Origin of the sequence: Pseudomonas sp. LG1D9, from assembly GCF_002949995.1 — a bacterium.
In the GTDB taxonomy this organism is placed as follows: domain Bacteria; phylum Pseudomonadota; class Gammaproteobacteria; order Pseudomonadales; family Pseudomonadaceae; genus Aquipseudomonas; species Aquipseudomonas proteolytica.
Genome location: NZ_CP026881.1, coordinates 1,212,359 through 1,229,104, shown reverse-complemented (window position 1 = coordinate 1,229,104; position 16,746 = coordinate 1,212,359). Strand labels below are relative to the sequence as shown.

Here is a 16,746-nt window from a genome sequence, read left to right as displayed (position 1 = left end):
CGGTTTAGAAGGGTTGGGGGGATTTTTTGAGCGGAAAGTCGCTGATGATTTCTGGGTGATGAGCGGAAATCCGCTTATGGCGGCTGTCCTTATCGCTGCATAGGTATCTACACAACCTTCCGAGACTGACGACCTTCCCTGTGGCGAGCGGGCTTGCCCCGCGCTGGGCTGCGAAGCAGCCCCAAAACCAGCCGCTACGGTTTACCTGGTACACCGCACTCGGCTTACTGGGGCTGCTTCGCAGCCCAGCGCGGGCGATGCGGCGTTCCGACAAGCCCGCTCGCCACAGGAGAGTTCGTCAGTTTCTGAAAGTTGTGTAGATACCTATGCAGCGATGAGGCCTCCAGCAGCCCCCCTCAGTCCATCGACAGAAACATTTCCCGGGTCAGCCCATGGCGTTGCATTTTCTCATTGAACGTACGCCGTGGCAGTTGCAGCTCGGCCAGCACCGCCTTGATATCGCCCTTGTGCCGGGTCAGCGCGGCTTTCAAGCAGTGCGCCTCGAACGCTTCCTGCTGCGCTGCCAGGGACTGCCCGGCCTCGATACCCTCCGGCTCCGGCTCACCGAGGCCCAGCACCTGGCGTTCGGCAGCGTTGGCCAACTCGCGCACGTTGCCCGGCCAGTCATGGCTGAGCAGTCGCCCCAGCTGCGGCCCGCTGAGGGGGGCGGCCGCGCGGCCCAGGCGCTCGGCGGCGCTCTGGGCAAAGTGTTCGAACAGCAGCGGAATATCTTCGCGGCGTTCGCGCAGCGGCGGCAGGCGCAATTGTGCGACGGTCAGGCGGTAGGCCAGGTCCTCACGGAACCGCCCGGCGCGGGCTTCGTCCAGCAAGTCGGGCTTGGTCGCGGCAATGATGCGCAGGTCGACCTTGATGCTCTGGTTGGAACCCAGGCGCTCGAGCTTCTGCTCTTGCAGCACCCGCAGCAGTTTCACCTGCTGGGCCAGGGGCATGCTTTCGATCTCGTCGAGAAACAACGTGCCGCCGTCGGCGTACTCCAGCTTGCCGATACGCTTGCCCTGGGCGCCAGTGAAGGCGCCGCTTTCATGGCCGAACAGTTCGGCTTCAAACAGTTGCTCGGGAATTGCCGCACAGTTGAGCGCGACAAACGGCTTCTTCGCCCGGGGCCCGAAGTCGTGCAGGCAGCGGGCGACCAGTTCCTTGCCGCTGCCGGTCTCGCCACGGATCAGCACGTTGACCGGCAAGGCTGCCAAATCCAGGACCTGGCGGCGCAGTGTCTGCAGGCTGCGGGACACCCCCAGCAGGCTCGACTCCAGCTTGGCCCGATGATCGGCCTGCTGGTGCAGGCGACGGTTTTCCAGGATCAGCCCGCGCTTGTCCAGGGCTCGGCGCAGGCTGGCGAGCAGGGCGTCGGGGCTGAAGGGTTTTTCGAGAAAGTCGTAGGCGCCGTCGCGCATCGCCTCGACGGCCATTGGCACGTCACCGTGGCCCGTCAGCAGGATCACCGGCAAGTCGGCATCGCGTCGTTGCACCTCGGCCAGCAGCTCCAGGCCGCTGAGGCCCGGCATGCGCACGTCGCTGAGAATCACCCCGGGGAAATCCCTGGGCAGTTGCGCCAGGCAGTCCTCGGCGCGGCTGAACAACTGCACCTCGAACCCGGAGAGGTTCAGCCACTGTTCCACGGCCGTGCGGATGCTGGCTTCGTCATCAACCACGATCACCGCGTTCAGCATAGGTCTGGCGCCTCCAGTGCGATGGGCAGGGTCAGGGTGAATACGGCGCCGTCGCCCTGATTGGCAACACTCAGGCGCCCCCCCAGTTCATGCACGATAGCGTAGGACACCGCCAACCCGAGACCGAGCCCGTCACCCACCGGCTTGGTGGTGAAGAACGGGTCGAACACGTTGTTCAGGTGCTCCTCGGCAATGCCGCCGCCGCTGTCGCTGACGCTCAGGTGCCACAGTTGTTGATCGGCGTGCAGGCGGATTTCCAGGCGCTTGCGCGGTTTGTTGGCCATGGCGTCCAGGGCATTGCGCAGCAGGTTGATCAGCACCTGTTCCAGACGAATGGCGTCGCCGCGTACCCAGGCCGGGCGGGTCAGGTCAAGCACAGTGCCGATGGCTTCGTCGCGCAGGCGGGCGTCGAGCAAGTGCAGAGACTGGTCGACCACGGTCGCCAGGTCCAGGCGTTCGCGCAGGCCGCTGGGGCTTTTGCGGGCGAAGGTTTTCAGATGGCCGGTCAGGGCGGCCATGCGGGTGAGCATGTCGTCCAATGGCGTCAGCGCCTGGTACGCGTCGTCGATGCGCCCGTGATCAAGCAGCAGGCGCAAGGTCGCCAGTTGCATGCGCTGGGTGGTCAGCGGCTGGTTGATTTCATGGGCCAGGGCCGCAGACATCTGCCCCAGCGCCGCCAGCTTGGCCGATTGCACCAGGCCATCCTGGGCGGTGCGCAGGGCCTGGGTACGCTCTTGCACCAGGCGCTCCAGTTCTTCGCGGCTGCGCTGGCGCAAGCGGGCCAGGCGCCAACGCTGGGTCAGGAACAACAGCAGGAACACCAGCGCCAACCACAGGCCGGCGGCGGCGAGGCCGGCGTTACGCTGATCTTCAAAGGCCACCTGGGGTTTGCGCAGCAGGTGCAGGGTCCAGCCTTCGGCTTTGAGCGGCAAGGATTCCCAGATGTAGTTGGCGTTGCCTTCAGGGCCGGCCACGCGGACCAGGTGACTGTTTTCGTCGAAGCGCTGCAAGGTCTGGGTGTCCAGGGGCTGCAGTTGCTTCTTGTCGTACTGGCGCGTGGCCTGGAGTTCGGCCAGATCGTTGGCCGACAGCGGGCGCAGGTTGCGATAACGCCATCCGGGTTTATTGGCGATAAACACGATGCCCCGGGCATCGCTGACCAGCAGCAGGTCGTCGCCCTGGGCCCATTCGCGCTCCAGCTCCGGAAATTCCAGCTTGACCACCATGGCACCGAGGAATTGTTCCTGCTCATCCACTACCGCGCTGGAGAGGAAGTACCCCGGAATGCCGGTGGTCACCCCCACCGCATAAAAGCGCCCGGTGCCCTGGCTGCGGGTCTGGCTGAAGTAGGGACGAAACGCGTAGTTGTGGCCGACATAGCTGCTGGGCAGGTGCCAGTTACTGGCAGCCACGGCCAGGCCGGTACGGTCCATCAGTTCCAGGGTGGAAGACTGCGCAGCACCGTTGATGCGCTCCAGTTTGTGGTTGAGCACCTCCTGGGTCGCCGGATCCAGCGGGCTTTTCAGGGCGCGGATCATTTCCGAGTCCAGGGCCAGCACGGCGGGCAGGGCGCGGTAACGTTCGATCAGGGTGTGCAAGGAGTTGGCATACAGCGCCAACTGCTGGTTCGCACGCCCGGCATCGTCCACCAGGGACTGGCGTTCGGCCTGGCGGATGGCAACGCTGGCCGCCAGAACGGCGCCGGCAATAATCAGCAGGGAATAGAAGGTCAGACGCAATGGGCGAGGGATCGCGATCATACGAGAATGAGCAGCTGCAGTAAGGGGCGAGCACCATAACATGCGCCGCTTGGATCTTGTGATGAGCGGGCTGGTGTAACAGCTGGGCTTGTGTGGGAGCGGGCTTGCTCGCGAAAGCAGTGTGTCATTCAACACATCCAGCGCCTGATTCAGCGCTTTCGCGAGCAAGCCCGCTCCCACATGACTGCGTTCACTGTGACCACAAAAAAGGCGACTGCAGCACGGAGCCACAGTCGCCTTTTAACCTTGCAGGGAGGTACTTACTGCACTTCTACCGCCAGGCTCTCACTGATCTTTTTCTGCCAGATGGCAGGGCCAGTGATGTGGACCGACTCACCGTTGCTGTCGACTGCAACCGTTACCGGCATGTCTTTTACGTCGAACTCGTAGATCGCTTCCATGCCTAGTTCGGCGAACGCCACCACACGCGATTTCTTGATGGCTTGCGCCACCAGGTAAGCCGCGCCACCCACGGCCATCAGGTACACGGCCTTGTGGTCCTTGATTGCTTCGATGGCGGTCGGGCCGCGCTCGGATTTGCCGATCATGCCCAACAGGCCAGTCTGCTCGAGGATCTGGCGGGTGAACTTGTCCATCCGCGTGGCGGTGGTCGGGCCAGCCGGGCCAACCACTTCTTCGCGCACCGGATCGACCGGGCCGACGTAGTAGATGAAGCGACCCTTGAGGTCTACCGGCAAGGTTTCACCCTTGTTCAGCATCTCGACCATGCGCTTGTGCGCCGCGTCGCGCCCGGTGAGCATCTTGCCGTTGAGCAGCACGGTTTCGCCCGGTTTCCAGCTCTGCACGTCTTCCGGGGTCAGGGTGTCGAGGTTGACGCGGCGGGCCGACGGGCCGGCTTCCCAGACGATTTCCGGGTAGGCGTCCAGCGGTGGCGCTTCCAGCGAGGCCGGGCCGGAACCGTCGAGCACGAAGTGTGCGTGACGGGTGGCGGCGCAGTTGGGGATCATGCACACCGGCAACGAGGCGGCGTGGGTCGGGTAATCCATGATCTTCACGTCGAGCACGGTGGTCAGGCCACCCAGGCCCTGGGCGCCGATCCCCAGTTGGTTGACCTTCTCGAACAGCTCCAGGCGCATCTCTTCGATACGGTTGGAAGGGCCGCGCTTTTTCAGCTCGTGGATGTCGATGGATTCCATCAACACTTCCTTGGCCATCACCGCGGCCTTCTCGGCGGTGCCGCCGATACCAATGCCGAGCATGCCCGGTGGGCACCAGCCGGCACCCATGGTCGGCACGGTCTTGAGGACCCAGTCGACGATCGAGTCGGACGGGTTGAGCATGGCCATTTTCGACTTGTTCTCGGAACCACCACCCTTGGCGGCCACGTCCACTTCCACGGTGTTACCCGGAACGATGGAGTAGTGGATGACCGCTGGGGTGTTGTCCTTGGTGTTCTTCCTGCTACCTGCCGGGTCGGCGAGGATCGAGGCCCGCAGGACGTTTTCCGGCAGGTTGTAGGCGCGACGCACGCCTTCGTTGATCATGTCGTCCAGGCCCATGGTGGCGCCATCCCAACGTACATCCATGCCGACGCGTACGAACACGGTAACGATCCCGGTGTCCTGGCAGATCGGACGGTGGCCGGTGGCACACATGCGCGAGTTGATCAGGATCTGGGCCATGGAGTCACGGGCGGCCGGCGATTCTTCGCGCAGGTAGGCCTCGTGCATTGCCTGGATGAAGTCAACGGGGTGGTAGTAGGAAATGAATTGCAGGGCGTCGGCAACGCTCTGAATCAGGTCGTCTTGCTTGATCACGGTCATGAGTCGCGCTCCTCTATAAGGGAACATTCAATAAAGGTGGCTTCAGATGGGTGTATCGGTCGCTGGAGCCACCTTTTCCAAGGCACGCCGGGTAGTGCTGGCGCGACGCTAAAAAGGCGCGGCAGTATAACCCGGCGCGGTGGCCGATACACCCGACGATGGTCATGAATGGCCGGCTCGATTTAGCTGTAGGAGCGAGCTTGCTCGCGAAAAACGTGAATCTGGTGGGTTTCGTCAGGCAGCCCGCGTTATCGTTAGCGACATTCGCGAGCAAGCTCGCTCCTACAGCTGAAGAGTTTTATGCCTGAACTGCACGTCGGCGCACGCCACTGGTCGGTCTCCACCGGCAGCAATCTGCTGGATGCCTTGAACCAGGCCGGTGTGGCCGTGCCCTACAGCTGCCGGGCGGGGAGTTGCCATGCCTGCCTGGTGCGTTGCCGGGGTGAGGTCGAGGACAAGCAACCCGACGCCCTGAGCCCGGCCCAGCGCCAGGATGGCTGGCGCCTGGCCTGCCAGTGCCAGGTTACAGGTGATGTGCAGGTTGAGGCCTTTGACCCATTGCGCGACGGCACGGCGGCCACGGTACTGAGCGCGGACTGGCTGCACCCGACGGTGCTGCGCCTGCGCCTGCAACCGGAGCGAGGCCTGCGTTACCGGGCCGGGCAGCACTTGGTGCTGTGGGCGGGTACGGTGGCGCGGCCTTATTCCCTGGCCAGCTTGCCCGGGGAAGATCCGTTCCTGGAGTTCCATCTCGATTGCCGCCTGCCCGGCGAGTTCAGCGATCTTGCCCGGCAGTTACAGGCCGGTGATCAACTGCGCCTGGGCGAATTGCGCGGTGGGGCGTTGCACTATGACCCGGACTGGCAATCCCGGCCGCTGTGGCTGCTGGCATCCGGCACTGGCCTGGGCCCGTTGTGGGGCGTGTTGCGTGAGGCCTTGCGCCAGGATCACCAGGGCGTCATCCGCGTGATTCACCTGGCCCATGATACGCACGCGCATTATCTGGCCGAGCCCCTGGCCCAGCTGGCCGCCAGCCATGAAAACCTCATCGTCGAGTTGTGGACAGCGGCGCAGTTGGCCGGTGCTTTGGCGCAACTGCGGCTTGTTTCCCGGCAAACCCTGGCCTTACTCTGCGGGCATCCCGGCAGTGTCGAGGCCTTTTCCAAGCGCCTGTTCCTGGCGGGCTTGCCGCGTAATCAACTGCTGGCCGATGTGTTCCTGCCCCGTGGTTGAGCGCCTATCTGCGAGACTCGCCATGACCGATGCCATTGTGCTGCAACGTGACCGTGGGCTGCTGATTCTGCAGTTCAACCGCCCCGACAAGAAAAACGCCCTGACCCGCGCGATGTACCACCAGTTGGCCGCGGCGTTGGAGCAGGCCGATGCCGACAACACGGTCAATGCGGTGCTGATCCAGGGCAGTAGCGAGTGTTTTACCGCCGGCAATGATATCGGCGACTTCCTGCAGCAACCGCCCACGGACCTGGACAGCCCACCGTTCCTCTTTATGAAGAGCCTGCTCAATTGCCGCAAACCGGTGATTGCCGGTGTGGCGGGCGCTGCAGTGGGCATTGGTACCACGCTGTTGCTGCATTGCGACCTGGTGTATGTCAGCCGTGATGCCCGGTTGCGCATGCCGTTTGTCAACCTGGGACTGTGCCCGGAGTTCGGCTCCAGCCTGATCCTGCCGCGTTTGCTTGGGCATGCAAAGGCTGCCGAATTGTTGCTGCTGGGCGAAGGGTTCAGCGGCGAGCAAGCTGCACAGTGGGGCATCGCCACGCAAGCGCTGGACAGTGGTGAGGCAGCCTTGGCCAAGGCGCGGGAGGTGGCCGAACGCTTCGAGACTCTGGCGCCGGGTGCAGTGCAAATCAGCAAGCAGTTGATGAAGAGCGTTGATCGCGAGCAGTTGCGCCAGGTGATTGAGGAGGAGGGCGCGCTGTTTACCCGGCGGTTGAGGTCGCCGGAGGCGATTGCGGCGTTGTCGGGGTTTATTGCCCGGCGCTGAAATCGAAGTGGCTGGACCGGCCTCATCGCGGGCAAGCCCGCTCCCACATGGGAGTGCATTTGAAGTGTGGGCTTGCCCGCGAAAGCGCCAGTGCAACCACCCCAGAAATGCAAAAGGCCCTGTCACTCACATGACAGGGCCTTTGCTTTCAGCAGGTCACTCAGACCATTGGGTCGCCAACGTGCAGGATCTTCATGCCGTTGGTGCCACCGATGGTGTGGTAGCTGTCACCCTTGGTCAGGATCACCCAATCGCCTTTCTCCACGACGCCACGCTTGAGCAGTTCGTCGATGGCAGCCTGGCTGACTTGCTCAGGCGGCAACGACGCCGGGTCGAACGGTACGGTGTACACGCCACGGAACATGGCCGCGCGGGCCTGGGTTTCGCGGTGCGGGGAGAACGCGTAGATCGGGATCGAGGAGCGGATGCGCGACATGATCAACGGGGTGTAGCCACTTTCGGTCAGGGCGATGATCGCCTTCACACCCGGGAAGTGGTTGGCGGTGTACATGGCGGCCAGGGCGATGCTCTGGTCGCAGCTTTCGAACACCTTGCCGATGCGGTGGCTGGAGGTCTTGCTGGTCGGGTGCTTTTCAGCGCCGACGCAGATCCGCGCCATGGCCTGGACCGCTTCCAGCGGGTACGGGCCGGCAGCACTTTCCGCCGAGAGCATTACCGCGTCGGTGTAGTCGAGCACGGCGTTGGCCACGTCGGACACTTCGGCACGGGTTGGCATCGGGTTCTGGATCATCGACTCCATCATCTGGGTCGCAACGATCACCGCTTTATTGTGGCGGCGTGCGTGCAGGATGATTTTCTTCTGGATGCCGATCAGTTCCGCGTCACCGATTTCTACGCCGAGGTCGCCACGGGCAACCATCACTGCGTCGGACGCCTTGATCAGGCCGTCGAGGGTTTCGTCGTCGGCCACGGCTTCAGCGCGCTCGATCTTCGCGACCAGCCAGGCAGTACCGCCGGCTTCGTCGCGCAGTTGGCGGGCGTATTCCATGTCGGCAGCGTCGCGTGGGAAGGACACGGCGAGGTAGTCCACTTCCATTTCGGCGGCGAGCTTGATGTCAGCCTTGTCTTTCTCGGTCAGGGCCGGTGCAGTCAGGCCGCCACCACGACGGTTGATGCCTTTGTGGTCGGACAGCGGGCCGCCGATGATCACGGTGCAGTTCAGCTCGGTGACGGTGGCGGTGTCGACGCGCATGACCACTCGGCCATCGTCCAACAGCAGTTCGTCGCCGACGCCGCAGTCTTTCACCAGGTCCGGGTAGTCGATACCCACAACCTGCTGGTTGCCTTCGGTCAGCGGATGGCTGGTGGAGAAGGTGAATTTGTCACCAATCTTCAGCTCGATGCGCTTGTTGGCGAATTTGGCGATCCGGATCTTCGGACCTTGCAGGTCACCCAGCAGCGCGACGAAGCGGCCATGCTTGGCGGCGAGGTCACGTACCAGCTTGGCGCGAGCCTTGTGCTCGTCCGGGGTGCCGTGGGAGAAGTTCAGACGGGCAACGTCCAGGCCAGCCAGAATCAGCTGTTCGAGGACTTCCGGCGAGTTACTGGCCGGGCCAAGGGTGGCGACGATTTTGGTACGACGGACGGACATGCACGGACTCCTGAGTTCTAGCGCTGGGGAAGGCTACTATGCTCTTTGGCTGTAGTCATTGTTCGTTTGCACTACTTATTATCGATTCGCTTGTTTTCACTCTAAGGAGCGGGACGAACAACCCTGAAGATTTTCGCCCAAGGGTCGATACACTGCTCAAGACAGGAGAACACCCCATGCGAGTTTTGATCATTGCTGCCCTGGCCGTCAGTGTTGTCGGCTGCACCCGTTGGTCGATGGACCATCATTTGAACAATGCCTACCGTGCCTACAACGTAGGCGACTGCGAACGGGTCACCCTGGAATTGTCCCAGGTCGACCGCGAGAGCCGCTCACGGCGCTACGTGCAGCCGGAGGTCTCGATGCTGCGTGGGCAGTGCCTGGAGCGGCAGAAGTTGTTTGTGGACGCGGTGCAGACATATCAGTTCATCATCAGCCAGTACCCGTCGAGCGAATACGCGTTCCGCGCGCGTGCACGCCTGGATACGCTGCAACAACTGGGGCATTACCCAGGTGCAAGCCCCGCACGAGCAAGGCCAGCTGCATTGTGATGGCGTCTATCATTTCATAGCTGGTCTCTTGCCGGAGTTGGGCTATCCTTTGGATGTCTGTTTGTACAACTTTCAATTCAAACAGATGCAATTCTCGGATTCGGCGGCGGTAAAGTGCCAGGGCAGAGGTTGCTGTCCCACCGAGAACCATGGAGCGTGGGGTGTTGTTGATAACGCTCCGGTCCGAACCACTGAACGGCCAAATCATGGCCATTGGACGGCATCATGTTTACCAATCGACGGATTGAGCGGCACCAGTTGCCTTGTTGCTTGCAGGTGTTCAACCGCTTCACGGACAAACCCATCGGTTATCTGGGGAACATTTCCAGCGAAGGCCTGATGTTGGTCAGTCAGCTACCGATGATGATCAACGTGGATTTCGAGCTGTGCTTGAAGATCCCCGGGCTTGAGGGAGATGTGCATGCAATTGACTTCACTGCCAGGTGCCTGTGGAGCCGTGAAGACATCAACCCTCAGCATTATGATTCGGGTTTCATGCTGTTACAGGCACCTGCCGAGTACGGGCAATTGATCCTGGCACTGTCGCAGTACTTCAGTTTTGTTCCCCAGCAGGCCTCGGCCTAGCGCGACGAACGTTGTCGGCCCCGTGCTGATCGTTGAACGGATACCTGTAAAAGGTGCACCTTCATAGCACGCCGCCTTTTTTCCAGCCCAGATAACGCGTTACCAGATCCGCACCCAAATCCGACGGGTGAGCATCCAGTACGGCGAAGCCCTGTGCCTTCAGACGGTCATGGAGTTCTTCCCGGGCGTTGAGATAGTCGACGCTGGCGCAGTAGGCCAGCGCTTCCGGCAGGGTTTGCACAGGGGCCTGGCGCAGATGATCCAGTACTTCTTCTCGCAGGCTTGCCACCAATACCCGATGCTGGCGGCTGATGCGCTTGACCGCAGTCAGCAGACCCTCGTCGTCCTCATCACGCAGGTTGGTCACGACGATCACCAGCGCTCGACGTTTCTGACGAGCCAGTAACTGATTGGCTGCGGCCTGGTAATCGGCCGCGCGCCGGGTGCTGTCCAGGTCGTATACCGCGTTGAGCAACTGGTTCAGTTGGCCACTGCCCTTGACCGGTGCCAGATAGCGCGGCTGGTCACAGGCGAAGGTACACAGGCCCACCGCATCGCCCTGGCGCAAGGCCACGTAGCTGAGCAGCAGACAGGCGTTGAGGGCGTGGTCGAAATGCGACAGTTCGCCGTCCTGGCTGCGCATACGCCGGCCGCAATCGAGCATGAAGACAATCTGCTGGTCGCGCTCATCCTGGTATTCCCGGGCGATCGGCGTGCGTTGCCGTGCCGTGGCTTTCCAGTCAATCTGGCGCAGGCTGTCACCCTCGCGAAATTCCCGCAGTTGGTGAAACTCCAGGCCCAGGCCGCGCCGCTGGCGCTGACGTACACCCAGTTGGCTGAGCCAGTTGTCTACCGCCAACAATTGCGCACCGTACAGGCGGGCAAAATCCGGATAGACCCGCGTGTCATCCTGCAGTGGCAGTAGGCGTTTTGCGGTCCATAACCCTAGAGGGCTGGGGAGGTGCACCTCACAACGCTCAAAGCTGAAGTGCCCACGGCTCAAGGGGCGCAGGCGATAGCCCAGCTCGCTGCGTTCGCTGGGGCGCAGTGGGATGGACTGCGGCAGGTTTTCCACGCTCAACCCATCCGGCACATGATCAAACACCTCCAGGGCCAGGGGATGTGCATAGTCATGCTCCAGGGTAATCCGCACTTCGCTCCAGCGCCCCAGCGCCAGGCTGCCCGGCATCTGCCGCCGCAGGCGTGGCGAGGGGCGGCGTTTGAGGCGGACAGCATCAAGCAATGCGAGCAAAAGCAGCGCCAGGAGCAGGCCCCATGCCACGGAGTGCAGGGCGGCTGGCACCTTGAGTTGCAGGGCCATGGCTGTTCCGAGGGCGATGCCCAGACCCAGCAGCACCGCGAGCCAGGCCAGCAACAGGCGAGTGGGTCTCATGGGCAAGTCACTGTCGCGGCGCCGGCACTTGGTCGAGCAACTGGGCAAGCACCTGATCGACTTCCAGCCCTTCGATATCCAGCTCCGGGGCGATGCGTACCCGATGGCGCAACACCGCCAGCGCGCAGCTCTTTATGTCGTCCGGGATCACGAACTCGCCACCACGCAGCAACGCACGGGCGCGGGCACCTCGCACCAGGGCTATGGAGGCGCGGGGACCGGCGCCAAGGGTCAGGCCGGGCCAAGTGCGGGTGGTGCGTGCCAGGCGCACGGCGTAGTCAAGCACCTGTTCATCCAGGGCCAACTCACTGGCGACCTGCTGCAGCATCAGCACATCTTCGGCCTGGAGCACGGTGCGCAGTGGCTGTACGTCGAGCATGTCGGCGCGGGCGGAGCGGGTTACTTCACGCACCATCTCCAACTCTTGCTGGGCGTCAGGGTAGTCCATGCGTACCTTGAGCATGAAACGGTCGAGTTCAGCCTCCGGTAGCGGGTAAGTGCCTTCCTGTTCGATGGGGTTCTGGGTGGCCAGCACCATGAAGGGTTGGCCGATGGGCAGGGCCTCACCCTCCAGAGTGACCTGGCGTTCCTGCATGGCTTCGAGCAAGGCAGCCTGGGTTTTCGCCGGGGCCCGATTGATCTCGTCCGCCAGCAGCAGGTGGGTGAACAAGGGGCCCTTGCGCAGCTTGAACTGCTCGGTGTGCAAGTCGTACACGGCGTGGCCTGTAACATCACTGGGCATCAGGTCCGGGGTGAACTGGATGCGCGCGAAGTCGCCGTCAAAGCAGCGGGCCAGGGCGCGTACCAGCAAGGTCTTGCCCAGGCCCGGAACCCCTTCGAGCAGCACATGGCCGCCGGCGATCAGCGCAGTCAGTACGTCATCGATCACCGCATCCTGGCCAATCACCGCTTTGCGCAGCTCGGTGCGCAAAGCCTGGGCCAGTTGGGTGGCTCGCCCGGTGTCGAGGGGGGTGGATACATCCACTGGAGAGTCGCTCATAGGGCATTCCTGAGGGTTTGCAGGCAAGCCACCTGGCGGCTGAAGTCGGCGCTGGAGAGCCGCTTTGCCGGGAGAGGGCCGAGGGCCTGGCTGATAATTGAAGACGGTTGGCGGGTCAGGCGTTCAAGTACCTGCCGTTGGCCGTCGGTATCCAGTTGCTCGAATCCGGGGTGGCGGCGACGCGCGGTGCGCAGGATGTCACGCTGCAAGGCTTGCAACAGGCTGTTTTGCCCGCTGCGGCGCAGCAGGAAATCGGCACTGGCATTCAGGTGTTCCTGTAATTGGCGGCGGGCTTTCGGGGCGGGCGCCCGGATCGGCCCCAGGCGTATGCCGGCACGCCACAACCCCAGCAGAATCAGGGCGGCAAGTGCCACCAGGGCCTGGGGGAAATACCGCAGCAACAGGCTGAACAGGTTTTCGACGTCGGTGTTGGACAGCAGGGTTACATCGCTGCCCTGGGTCAGGTACCAGAGCAGCCAGGCGTTGTCGTGCAAGCCGATGGCCGGGGTCTTCCACAGCTCGCTGTCGGTGATCACGGTCACGCGGCCATGCCCGAGATTGAGTTGCATCAGGTGACTGGACTTGGCGCTGTTGGCCGAAAACTGGGCCAGGTGCCTGGGGTCGATCAGGGTGTAGTCCGTGTCGAAACTGAAAAACGCCGGTGCGGTTTCGTTATCGACATACAGACGTGTCAGGTCAGGTTTCTTGCCCTTGCGGGCGCTGGGCGGCTGATCGAAGTCATCGCTGAAGGCCTGGCGCAACTGCAGGCGATCAAGCAGCAGGTCGCCGCTGTCCTGGGTTTCTTCATCCCATATGGCTTCGGCCACCAACAGCAGATGGCCGCCGGCCTGAGTCCACTCCAGCAGTTGGTCGACCTTTTGCGGGGTCATGTTGCTGCGCTCGCTGAGCAACAGCAGGCTGGTGCCCTTGGCGGGCAGGGTGGCCAGGCGCTCCAGGCTGAGGGCGTGTTCGACGGCCAGGCCTTGCTGGCCCAGGAAGTGCTCTGCCGCCAGGTAGGGGTTGGCCTGGGCTTCGGGTGACGGCCCGCGGTCGACCACTTCGTTGTAGGGAATCGCCTTGTGCCAGGCGTAGAAGCCCCCGGCTGTCAGCAGGCAAGCCAGGATCAGCCCGAACCAGATCAGCGGCCGGTTCATTGCGCGGCCTCGCTGTCGAACAAGCTGCGCCAATCTGCGCAGAGCTGTTGCTGGGCCAGGGCAGGCGGCACGCGATGGCCGTAGGCGAGGTTTTGCCAGTGCCGGGTCAGGTCGTCGCTGAATGCCAGCAATTGCGGCTGCTGCAAGTGGCGCACACGTTCCAGGACCTGGCCTTCGGTGTCGGCGTTTTTCAGTGGCAGGTTGAAGTCATGCAGCAGCCGGCTGAGCAGGCCGCGATACAGCAGGCCAAGGGCCTCGCGGGGCTTGGTGGCCCACAGTTGTTCGGCGGCACCGGCAATGTCTGTGGGCAGGGTTGCCACGCCCATGTCCAGGCCGAACAGCTGGGACGGCACGGGCTGCTCCGCCTTGGGCCGCGGGGCGCGGCGACGGCTGACAAAGGCCTGCAGCCAGTCACGATAACGCCAGGCGAGCAGGGTAATGCCGGCGATCAGCAGGCCCCAGAGCAGTACCTCCATTACCAGGGCCAGGGACTTGAATGTGTCGCTGTTGAGGTTGTCCAGAAAGGATTCAAGCCAGGCAGGCAACTTGGCATCGGCGACGGGCTTGGTTTTGTTGGCGCCCTGGTCCTCGCCGAAACGGTAGCGGGTAACGGTTTCCGGATTCTTGAACGGGGGTTGTTCCAGCAGGTGCTTGATCGATTGGCTGGCTTGCGGTGTGCTCAATGGTTTCGAGTCGACCGGTGGATTGGCCATGGCCTGAGGGGTTGGCGCGATCACGAGCAGGCCGACCGCCAGCAGCAGGACGGCCACTGCTGCTTCCAGGCGCTGGCGCAGGCGGCGGAACACCAACTCCAGGTCCCAGGCTTCGAGCACGGTACGCCGGTTGAGGTAGAGGCTGAATCCACACGCCACGTAGATGGGCTCCCAGAACACCAGGATCAGGGCGTAGAAGGCATTGCTCAGGTGCTCCAGCCATAGCCAATCCTGGCTGCTGGCCAGCGCCAACTGTTGCCAGTCCCAGTCCAGTTCTACCTGTTGTGGCAGGAACAGGTAGAACAGCGCCATCAAGCCCACCCATAGCGCCGTTTCCAGGTGAATGCCGATCAGCGTCAGCCAGCGCGCCGCGCCAGCGTTGCGTTGTTGCAGGATCCCCAACCGTTGTTGGCGGGCCAGGCCTGCGAGGCCTTCGAGTTGCACCACGGGCATGGTAAAGCTGCGACTGAGGCTAAAGCGCCTCCAGGTCAGGCTGGCCAGCAGTTGCCCCTTGAGCAGGTGCGGCCATTGGCGCAGCGCCTGTTTGAGCGTGGGCGTCTGGCCAAACAGCGCCTTGGACAGGATGTACAGCGGCAAGCGCTCAAAGGCCGGTTTCAACCACCAGAACACCAGCACGGCTACAGACGGGTAATCCCACAGCACTACGCTGATCAGGATAAAGATTGGCAGGCTCACCAGGGCCCAACTGCTCATCAAGAGCACGCGGTGCTTACGGGCCAGTAATACCCCCAGGTCCATGGCTTCCCACGAGGAGCGAGGACGAATCACCACGCTGGCGTCACTCAGGCGCATGACGACTCCTGCCGGCGAATACCAGATAGGCGATCACCAGCGCCCAGAGTGAAGCGCCCACCAGGTATTTGCCCCAGGGCTGCACGGCGGTGGTGGAGGACCAATAGGCTTCTATAAAAGCTGCGATAAGCAGCAATACCATCACGCCGCAGATCATTTGCACGCTCTTGCGGGCTGCCAGCCGCAATGACTCACCCCGGGGCAACGCTCCCGGAGCGATCAACGCCCAGCCCAGCTGCAGGCCTGCCGCGCCGGCCAGGGCAATGGCTGTCAGTTCGAAGGCCCCATGGCCGATGACAAAGGACCAGAAGGTCTGCCCGTAGCCGATTTGTGTCAGGTGCCCGGCAACGGCCCCGATCATCAGGCTATTGAAAAACAGGAAAAACACGCTGCCCAGGCCGAACAGCAAGCCGCCGGCGAAGGTCTGGAATGCAATGCCGATGTTGTGCATGACGTAGTAGCCGAACATCATCCAGTCCTCACTCGATGCCCGCTCGGCCGCGCGTCCCAGGCGACTGGCGTCGGGGTCGTACATGCCTTGCATCTCGGTCACTTGCTCGGTACTGACGATGGTGTAGATCAAGTCGGGGAACAGATAGACCAGCAGGCCAATGCCGACCAGGCTGCCAAAGAACAACAGGCTGGCCACCAGCACGAAGCGCCATTGCTCGCGCACCGTACGGGGAAAGTCGGCCAGCAGGAAGCTCAAGGTCTTGGCGCCGAGCTGGCTGCGATGGCGGTACAGCTGTTGATGGCCGCGCAGGGCCAGTTGTTGCAGCGGGTCTACCAGGTAGCTGCTGTAGCCGCGCTCCTGCGCCAGCGCCAAGTGTTGGCACAGGCGTCGGTAATCATGGGGGAAGCGCGTCAGGTCGTGGGCCTTGGCCTTGCCTTGTTCAAGCAGTGCCAGTTGCGCGGCAAAGGCTTGCCAGTGCGGCTGGTGACGGGTTTCGAACAGGCTTTGTTTCATGTCGGCCCCAGCAGGCCACGGGCCACGCCATTGAGCTGTTCCACGGCGCGTGCCGGGGAAACCTGCAAGGGCGCGGCCAGAATCGCCGCCAGCTCATGGGTCCGCTCGGCGGACAGTTCGCCCTGGCGTTCGGCAAAACCCAGGATTGCGCGCTGCTCGTTCAACTCAAGGGCAAAGGGCAGGCGCAAGGCCGGGGCCTGGGGCAACTGGGGGCGAGCCAGGGGCTGTTCGCGGTAAACAACCAGGGTACCGGCTGCGATATCACCCAGGCGCTTGAAGTGGGGATGTTGCAGGCAACTGATGGCACCGAGGAAGTAGCCGAACGGCAACATATCGACAAAGCGCAGCAGGTTGCGGATCAGCGACGCAGACCAGCCGATGGGCGTGCCGTCATCCTGCACCACGCGCAGCCCCATGACCTGCTTGCCCGGTGAACAGCCTTGGTTGAGCACTTCGAAGAGCAACATGTACCACCAACTGACGAAAAACAGCAGGATCGAGCCGAGGCCGACGCCCAGGTTGCCGAGAAACGCCAGGGCGATGAACAGGATGCCGAGGATCAGGCCGCGCAGTCCCAGGTCGAAACCGAATGCCAGTGCCCTGGGCATTAGCCCGGCGGGGCGCAAGGGCAGGTCTATACCTTCCGGGGTCTCGATCTGGTAGCGAGTGTCCAATGGGGCGGTGGGCATTGCGTTCCCTGGCAGTGCGGTGTGGCTGG

14 protein-coding genes are annotated in these 16,746 nt (G+C 62.9%); 4 read left to right on the top strand and 10 right to left on the bottom strand.

Annotated features, from left to right (window positions below; all coding sequences use genetic code 11):
* Window positions 1-356: 356 nt before the first annotated feature.
* From C5F71_RS05995 to C5F71_RS05985, 3 genes are all read right to left on the bottom strand, one after another.
* The gene (locus C5F71_RS05995) at window positions 357-1,691 is read right to left on the bottom strand and encodes a sigma-54 dependent transcriptional regulator (protein WP_092237869.1); all 1,335 of its coding nucleotides are present in this window, start codon (window positions 1,689-1,691) and stop codon (window positions 357-359) included.
* The gene (locus C5F71_RS05990; RefSeq protein ID WP_104910800.1) at window positions 1,685-3,451 is read right to left on the bottom strand and encodes an ATP-binding protein; all 1,767 of its coding nucleotides are present in this window, start codon (window positions 3,449-3,451) and stop codon (window positions 1,685-1,687) included. The genes C5F71_RS05995 and C5F71_RS05990 overlap by 7 nt, the downstream gene beginning before the upstream one ends.
* A gap of 260 nt (window positions 3,452-3,711) precedes the next feature.
* Complete coding sequence (locus tag C5F71_RS05985; protein WP_070994445.1) at window positions 3,712-5,235, bottom strand: fumarate hydratase; 1,524 nt, start codon at window positions 5,233-5,235, stop codon at window positions 3,712-3,714.
* A gap of 300 nt (window positions 5,236-5,535) precedes the next feature.
* On the opposite strand from C5F71_RS05985, the gene C5F71_RS05975 reads away from it, so the two are divergent.
* Window positions 5,536-6,468, top strand: a complete 933-nt coding sequence (locus tag C5F71_RS05975) for an iron-sulfur-binding ferredoxin reductase (RefSeq protein ID WP_029295450.1) — start codon at window positions 5,536-5,538, stop codon at window positions 6,466-6,468.
* 22 nt (window positions 6,469-6,490) lie between these two features.
* Window positions 6,491-7,240: an enoyl-CoA hydratase gene (locus C5F71_RS05970; protein WP_104910798.1), complete on the top strand. Its 750-nt coding sequence runs from the start codon at window positions 6,491-6,493 to the stop codon at window positions 7,238-7,240.
* A gap of 160 nt (window positions 7,241-7,400) precedes the next feature.
* Here C5F71_RS05970 and pyk read toward each other — a convergent pair whose 3' ends face one another.
* Window positions 7,401-8,852 carry a pyruvate kinase gene (pyk, locus tag C5F71_RS05965; protein WP_029295454.1) on the bottom strand — a complete coding sequence of 484 codons (1,452 nt, stop codon included), beginning with the start codon at window positions 8,850-8,852 and terminating at the stop codon, window positions 7,401-7,403.
* 176 nt (window positions 8,853-9,028) lie between these two features.
* Between pyk and C5F71_RS05960 the strand changes: the two genes are divergently transcribed.
* Both C5F71_RS05960 and C5F71_RS05955 read left to right on the top strand, forming a co-directional pair.
* Window positions 9,029-9,403: a hypothetical protein gene (locus C5F71_RS05960; protein ID WP_029295455.1), complete on the top strand. Its 375-nt coding sequence runs from the start codon at window positions 9,029-9,031 to the stop codon at window positions 9,401-9,403.
* Between the two features lie 225 nt (window positions 9,404-9,628).
* Window positions 9,629-9,988 carry a PilZ domain-containing protein gene (locus C5F71_RS05955; RefSeq protein ID WP_029295457.1) on the top strand — a complete coding sequence of 120 codons (360 nt, stop codon included), beginning with the start codon at window positions 9,629-9,631 and terminating at the stop codon, window positions 9,986-9,988.
* A 61-nt stretch (window positions 9,989-10,049) separates the two neighbouring features.
* Here the strand turns inward: C5F71_RS05955 and C5F71_RS05950 are convergent, their stop codons facing one another.
* From C5F71_RS05950 to C5F71_RS05925, 6 genes are read right to left on the bottom strand one after another with little or no spacing between them, the layout of a single operon-like run.
* Complete coding sequence (locus C5F71_RS05950; protein ID WP_104910797.1) at window positions 10,050-11,381, bottom strand: DUF58 domain-containing protein; 1,332 nt, start codon at window positions 11,379-11,381, stop codon at window positions 10,050-10,052.
* A 7-nt stretch (window positions 11,382-11,388) separates the two neighbouring features.
* On the bottom strand, window positions 11,389-12,381 hold the full coding sequence (locus C5F71_RS05945) for a MoxR family ATPase (protein ID WP_104910796.1): 993 nt from the start codon (window positions 12,379-12,381) through the stop codon (window positions 11,389-11,391).
* Window positions 12,378-13,535 carry a DUF4350 domain-containing protein gene (locus C5F71_RS05940; RefSeq protein WP_104910795.1) on the bottom strand — a complete coding sequence of 386 codons (1,158 nt, stop codon included), beginning with the start codon at window positions 13,533-13,535 and terminating at the stop codon, window positions 12,378-12,380. Before C5F71_RS05940 ends, C5F71_RS05945 begins: the two co-directional genes overlap by 4 nt.
* On the bottom strand, window positions 13,532-15,061 hold the full coding sequence (locus C5F71_RS05935) for a DUF4129 domain-containing protein (protein ID WP_104910794.1): 1,530 nt from the start codon (window positions 15,059-15,061) through the stop codon (window positions 13,532-13,534). The genes C5F71_RS05940 and C5F71_RS05935 overlap by 4 nt, the downstream gene beginning before the upstream one ends.
* A complete protein-coding gene (locus C5F71_RS05930) occupies window positions 15,048-16,028 on the bottom strand; it encodes a stage II sporulation protein M (protein WP_104912600.1) in 981 nt (326 codons plus the stop codon). Before C5F71_RS05930 ends, C5F71_RS05935 begins: the two co-directional genes overlap by 14 nt.
* A complete protein-coding gene (locus C5F71_RS05925; RefSeq protein WP_104910793.1) occupies window positions 16,025-16,717 on the bottom strand; it encodes an RDD family protein in 693 nt (230 codons plus the stop codon). Before C5F71_RS05925 ends, C5F71_RS05930 begins: the two co-directional genes overlap by 4 nt.
* Between the last annotated feature and the right edge of the window lie 29 nt (window positions 16,718-16,746).

What these genes read in the sequence shown, in the direction of transcription:
- C5F71_RS05985 (WP_070994445.1), bottom strand. Translation starts at nt 5,235, where the DNA reads ATGACCGTGATCAAGCAAGACGACCTGATTCAGAGCGTTGCCGACGCC.
- C5F71_RS05945 (WP_104910796.1), bottom strand. Translation starts at nt 12,381, where the DNA reads ATGAGCGACTCTCCAGTGGATGTATCCACCCCCCTCGACACCGGGCGA.
- C5F71_RS05950 (WP_104910797.1), bottom strand. Translation starts at nt 11,381, where the DNA reads ATGAGACCCACTCGCCTGTTGCTGGCCTGGCTCGCGGTGCTGCTGGGT.
- C5F71_RS05935 (WP_104910794.1), bottom strand. Translation starts at nt 15,061, where the DNA reads ATGCGCCTGAGTGACGCCAGCGTGGTGATTCGTCCTCGCTCCTCGTGG.
- C5F71_RS05975 (WP_029295450.1), top strand. Translation starts at nt 5,536, where the DNA reads ATGCCTGAACTGCACGTCGGCGCACGCCACTGGTCGGTCTCCACCGGC.
- C5F71_RS05955 (WP_029295457.1), top strand. Translation starts at nt 9,629, where the DNA reads ATGTTTACCAATCGACGGATTGAGCGGCACCAGTTGCCTTGTTGCTTG.
- C5F71_RS05970 (WP_104910798.1), top strand. Translation starts at nt 6,491, where the DNA reads ATGACCGATGCCATTGTGCTGCAACGTGACCGTGGGCTGCTGATTCTG.
- C5F71_RS05960 (WP_029295455.1), top strand. Translation starts at nt 9,029, where the DNA reads ATGCGAGTTTTGATCATTGCTGCCCTGGCCGTCAGTGTTGTCGGCTGC.
- C5F71_RS05990 (WP_104910800.1), bottom strand. Translation starts at nt 3,451, where the DNA reads ATGATCGCGATCCCTCGCCCATTGCGTCTGACCTTCTATTCCCTGCTG.
- pyk (WP_029295454.1), bottom strand. Translation starts at nt 8,852, where the DNA reads ATGTCCGTCCGTCGTACCAAAATCGTCGCCACCCTTGGCCCGGCCAGT.
- C5F71_RS05995 (WP_092237869.1), bottom strand. Translation starts at nt 1,691, where the DNA reads ATGCTGAACGCGGTGATCGTGGTTGATGACGAAGCCAGCATCCGCACG.
- C5F71_RS05925 (WP_104910793.1), bottom strand. Translation starts at nt 16,717, where the DNA reads ATGCCCACCGCCCCATTGGACACTCGCTACCAGATCGAGACCCCGGAA.
- C5F71_RS05940 (WP_104910795.1), bottom strand. Translation starts at nt 13,535, where the DNA reads ATGAACCGGCCGCTGATCTGGTTCGGGCTGATCCTGGCTTGCCTGCTG.
- C5F71_RS05930 (WP_104912600.1), bottom strand. Translation starts at nt 16,028, where the DNA reads ATGAAACAAAGCCTGTTCGAAACCCGTCACCAGCCGCACTGGCAAGCC.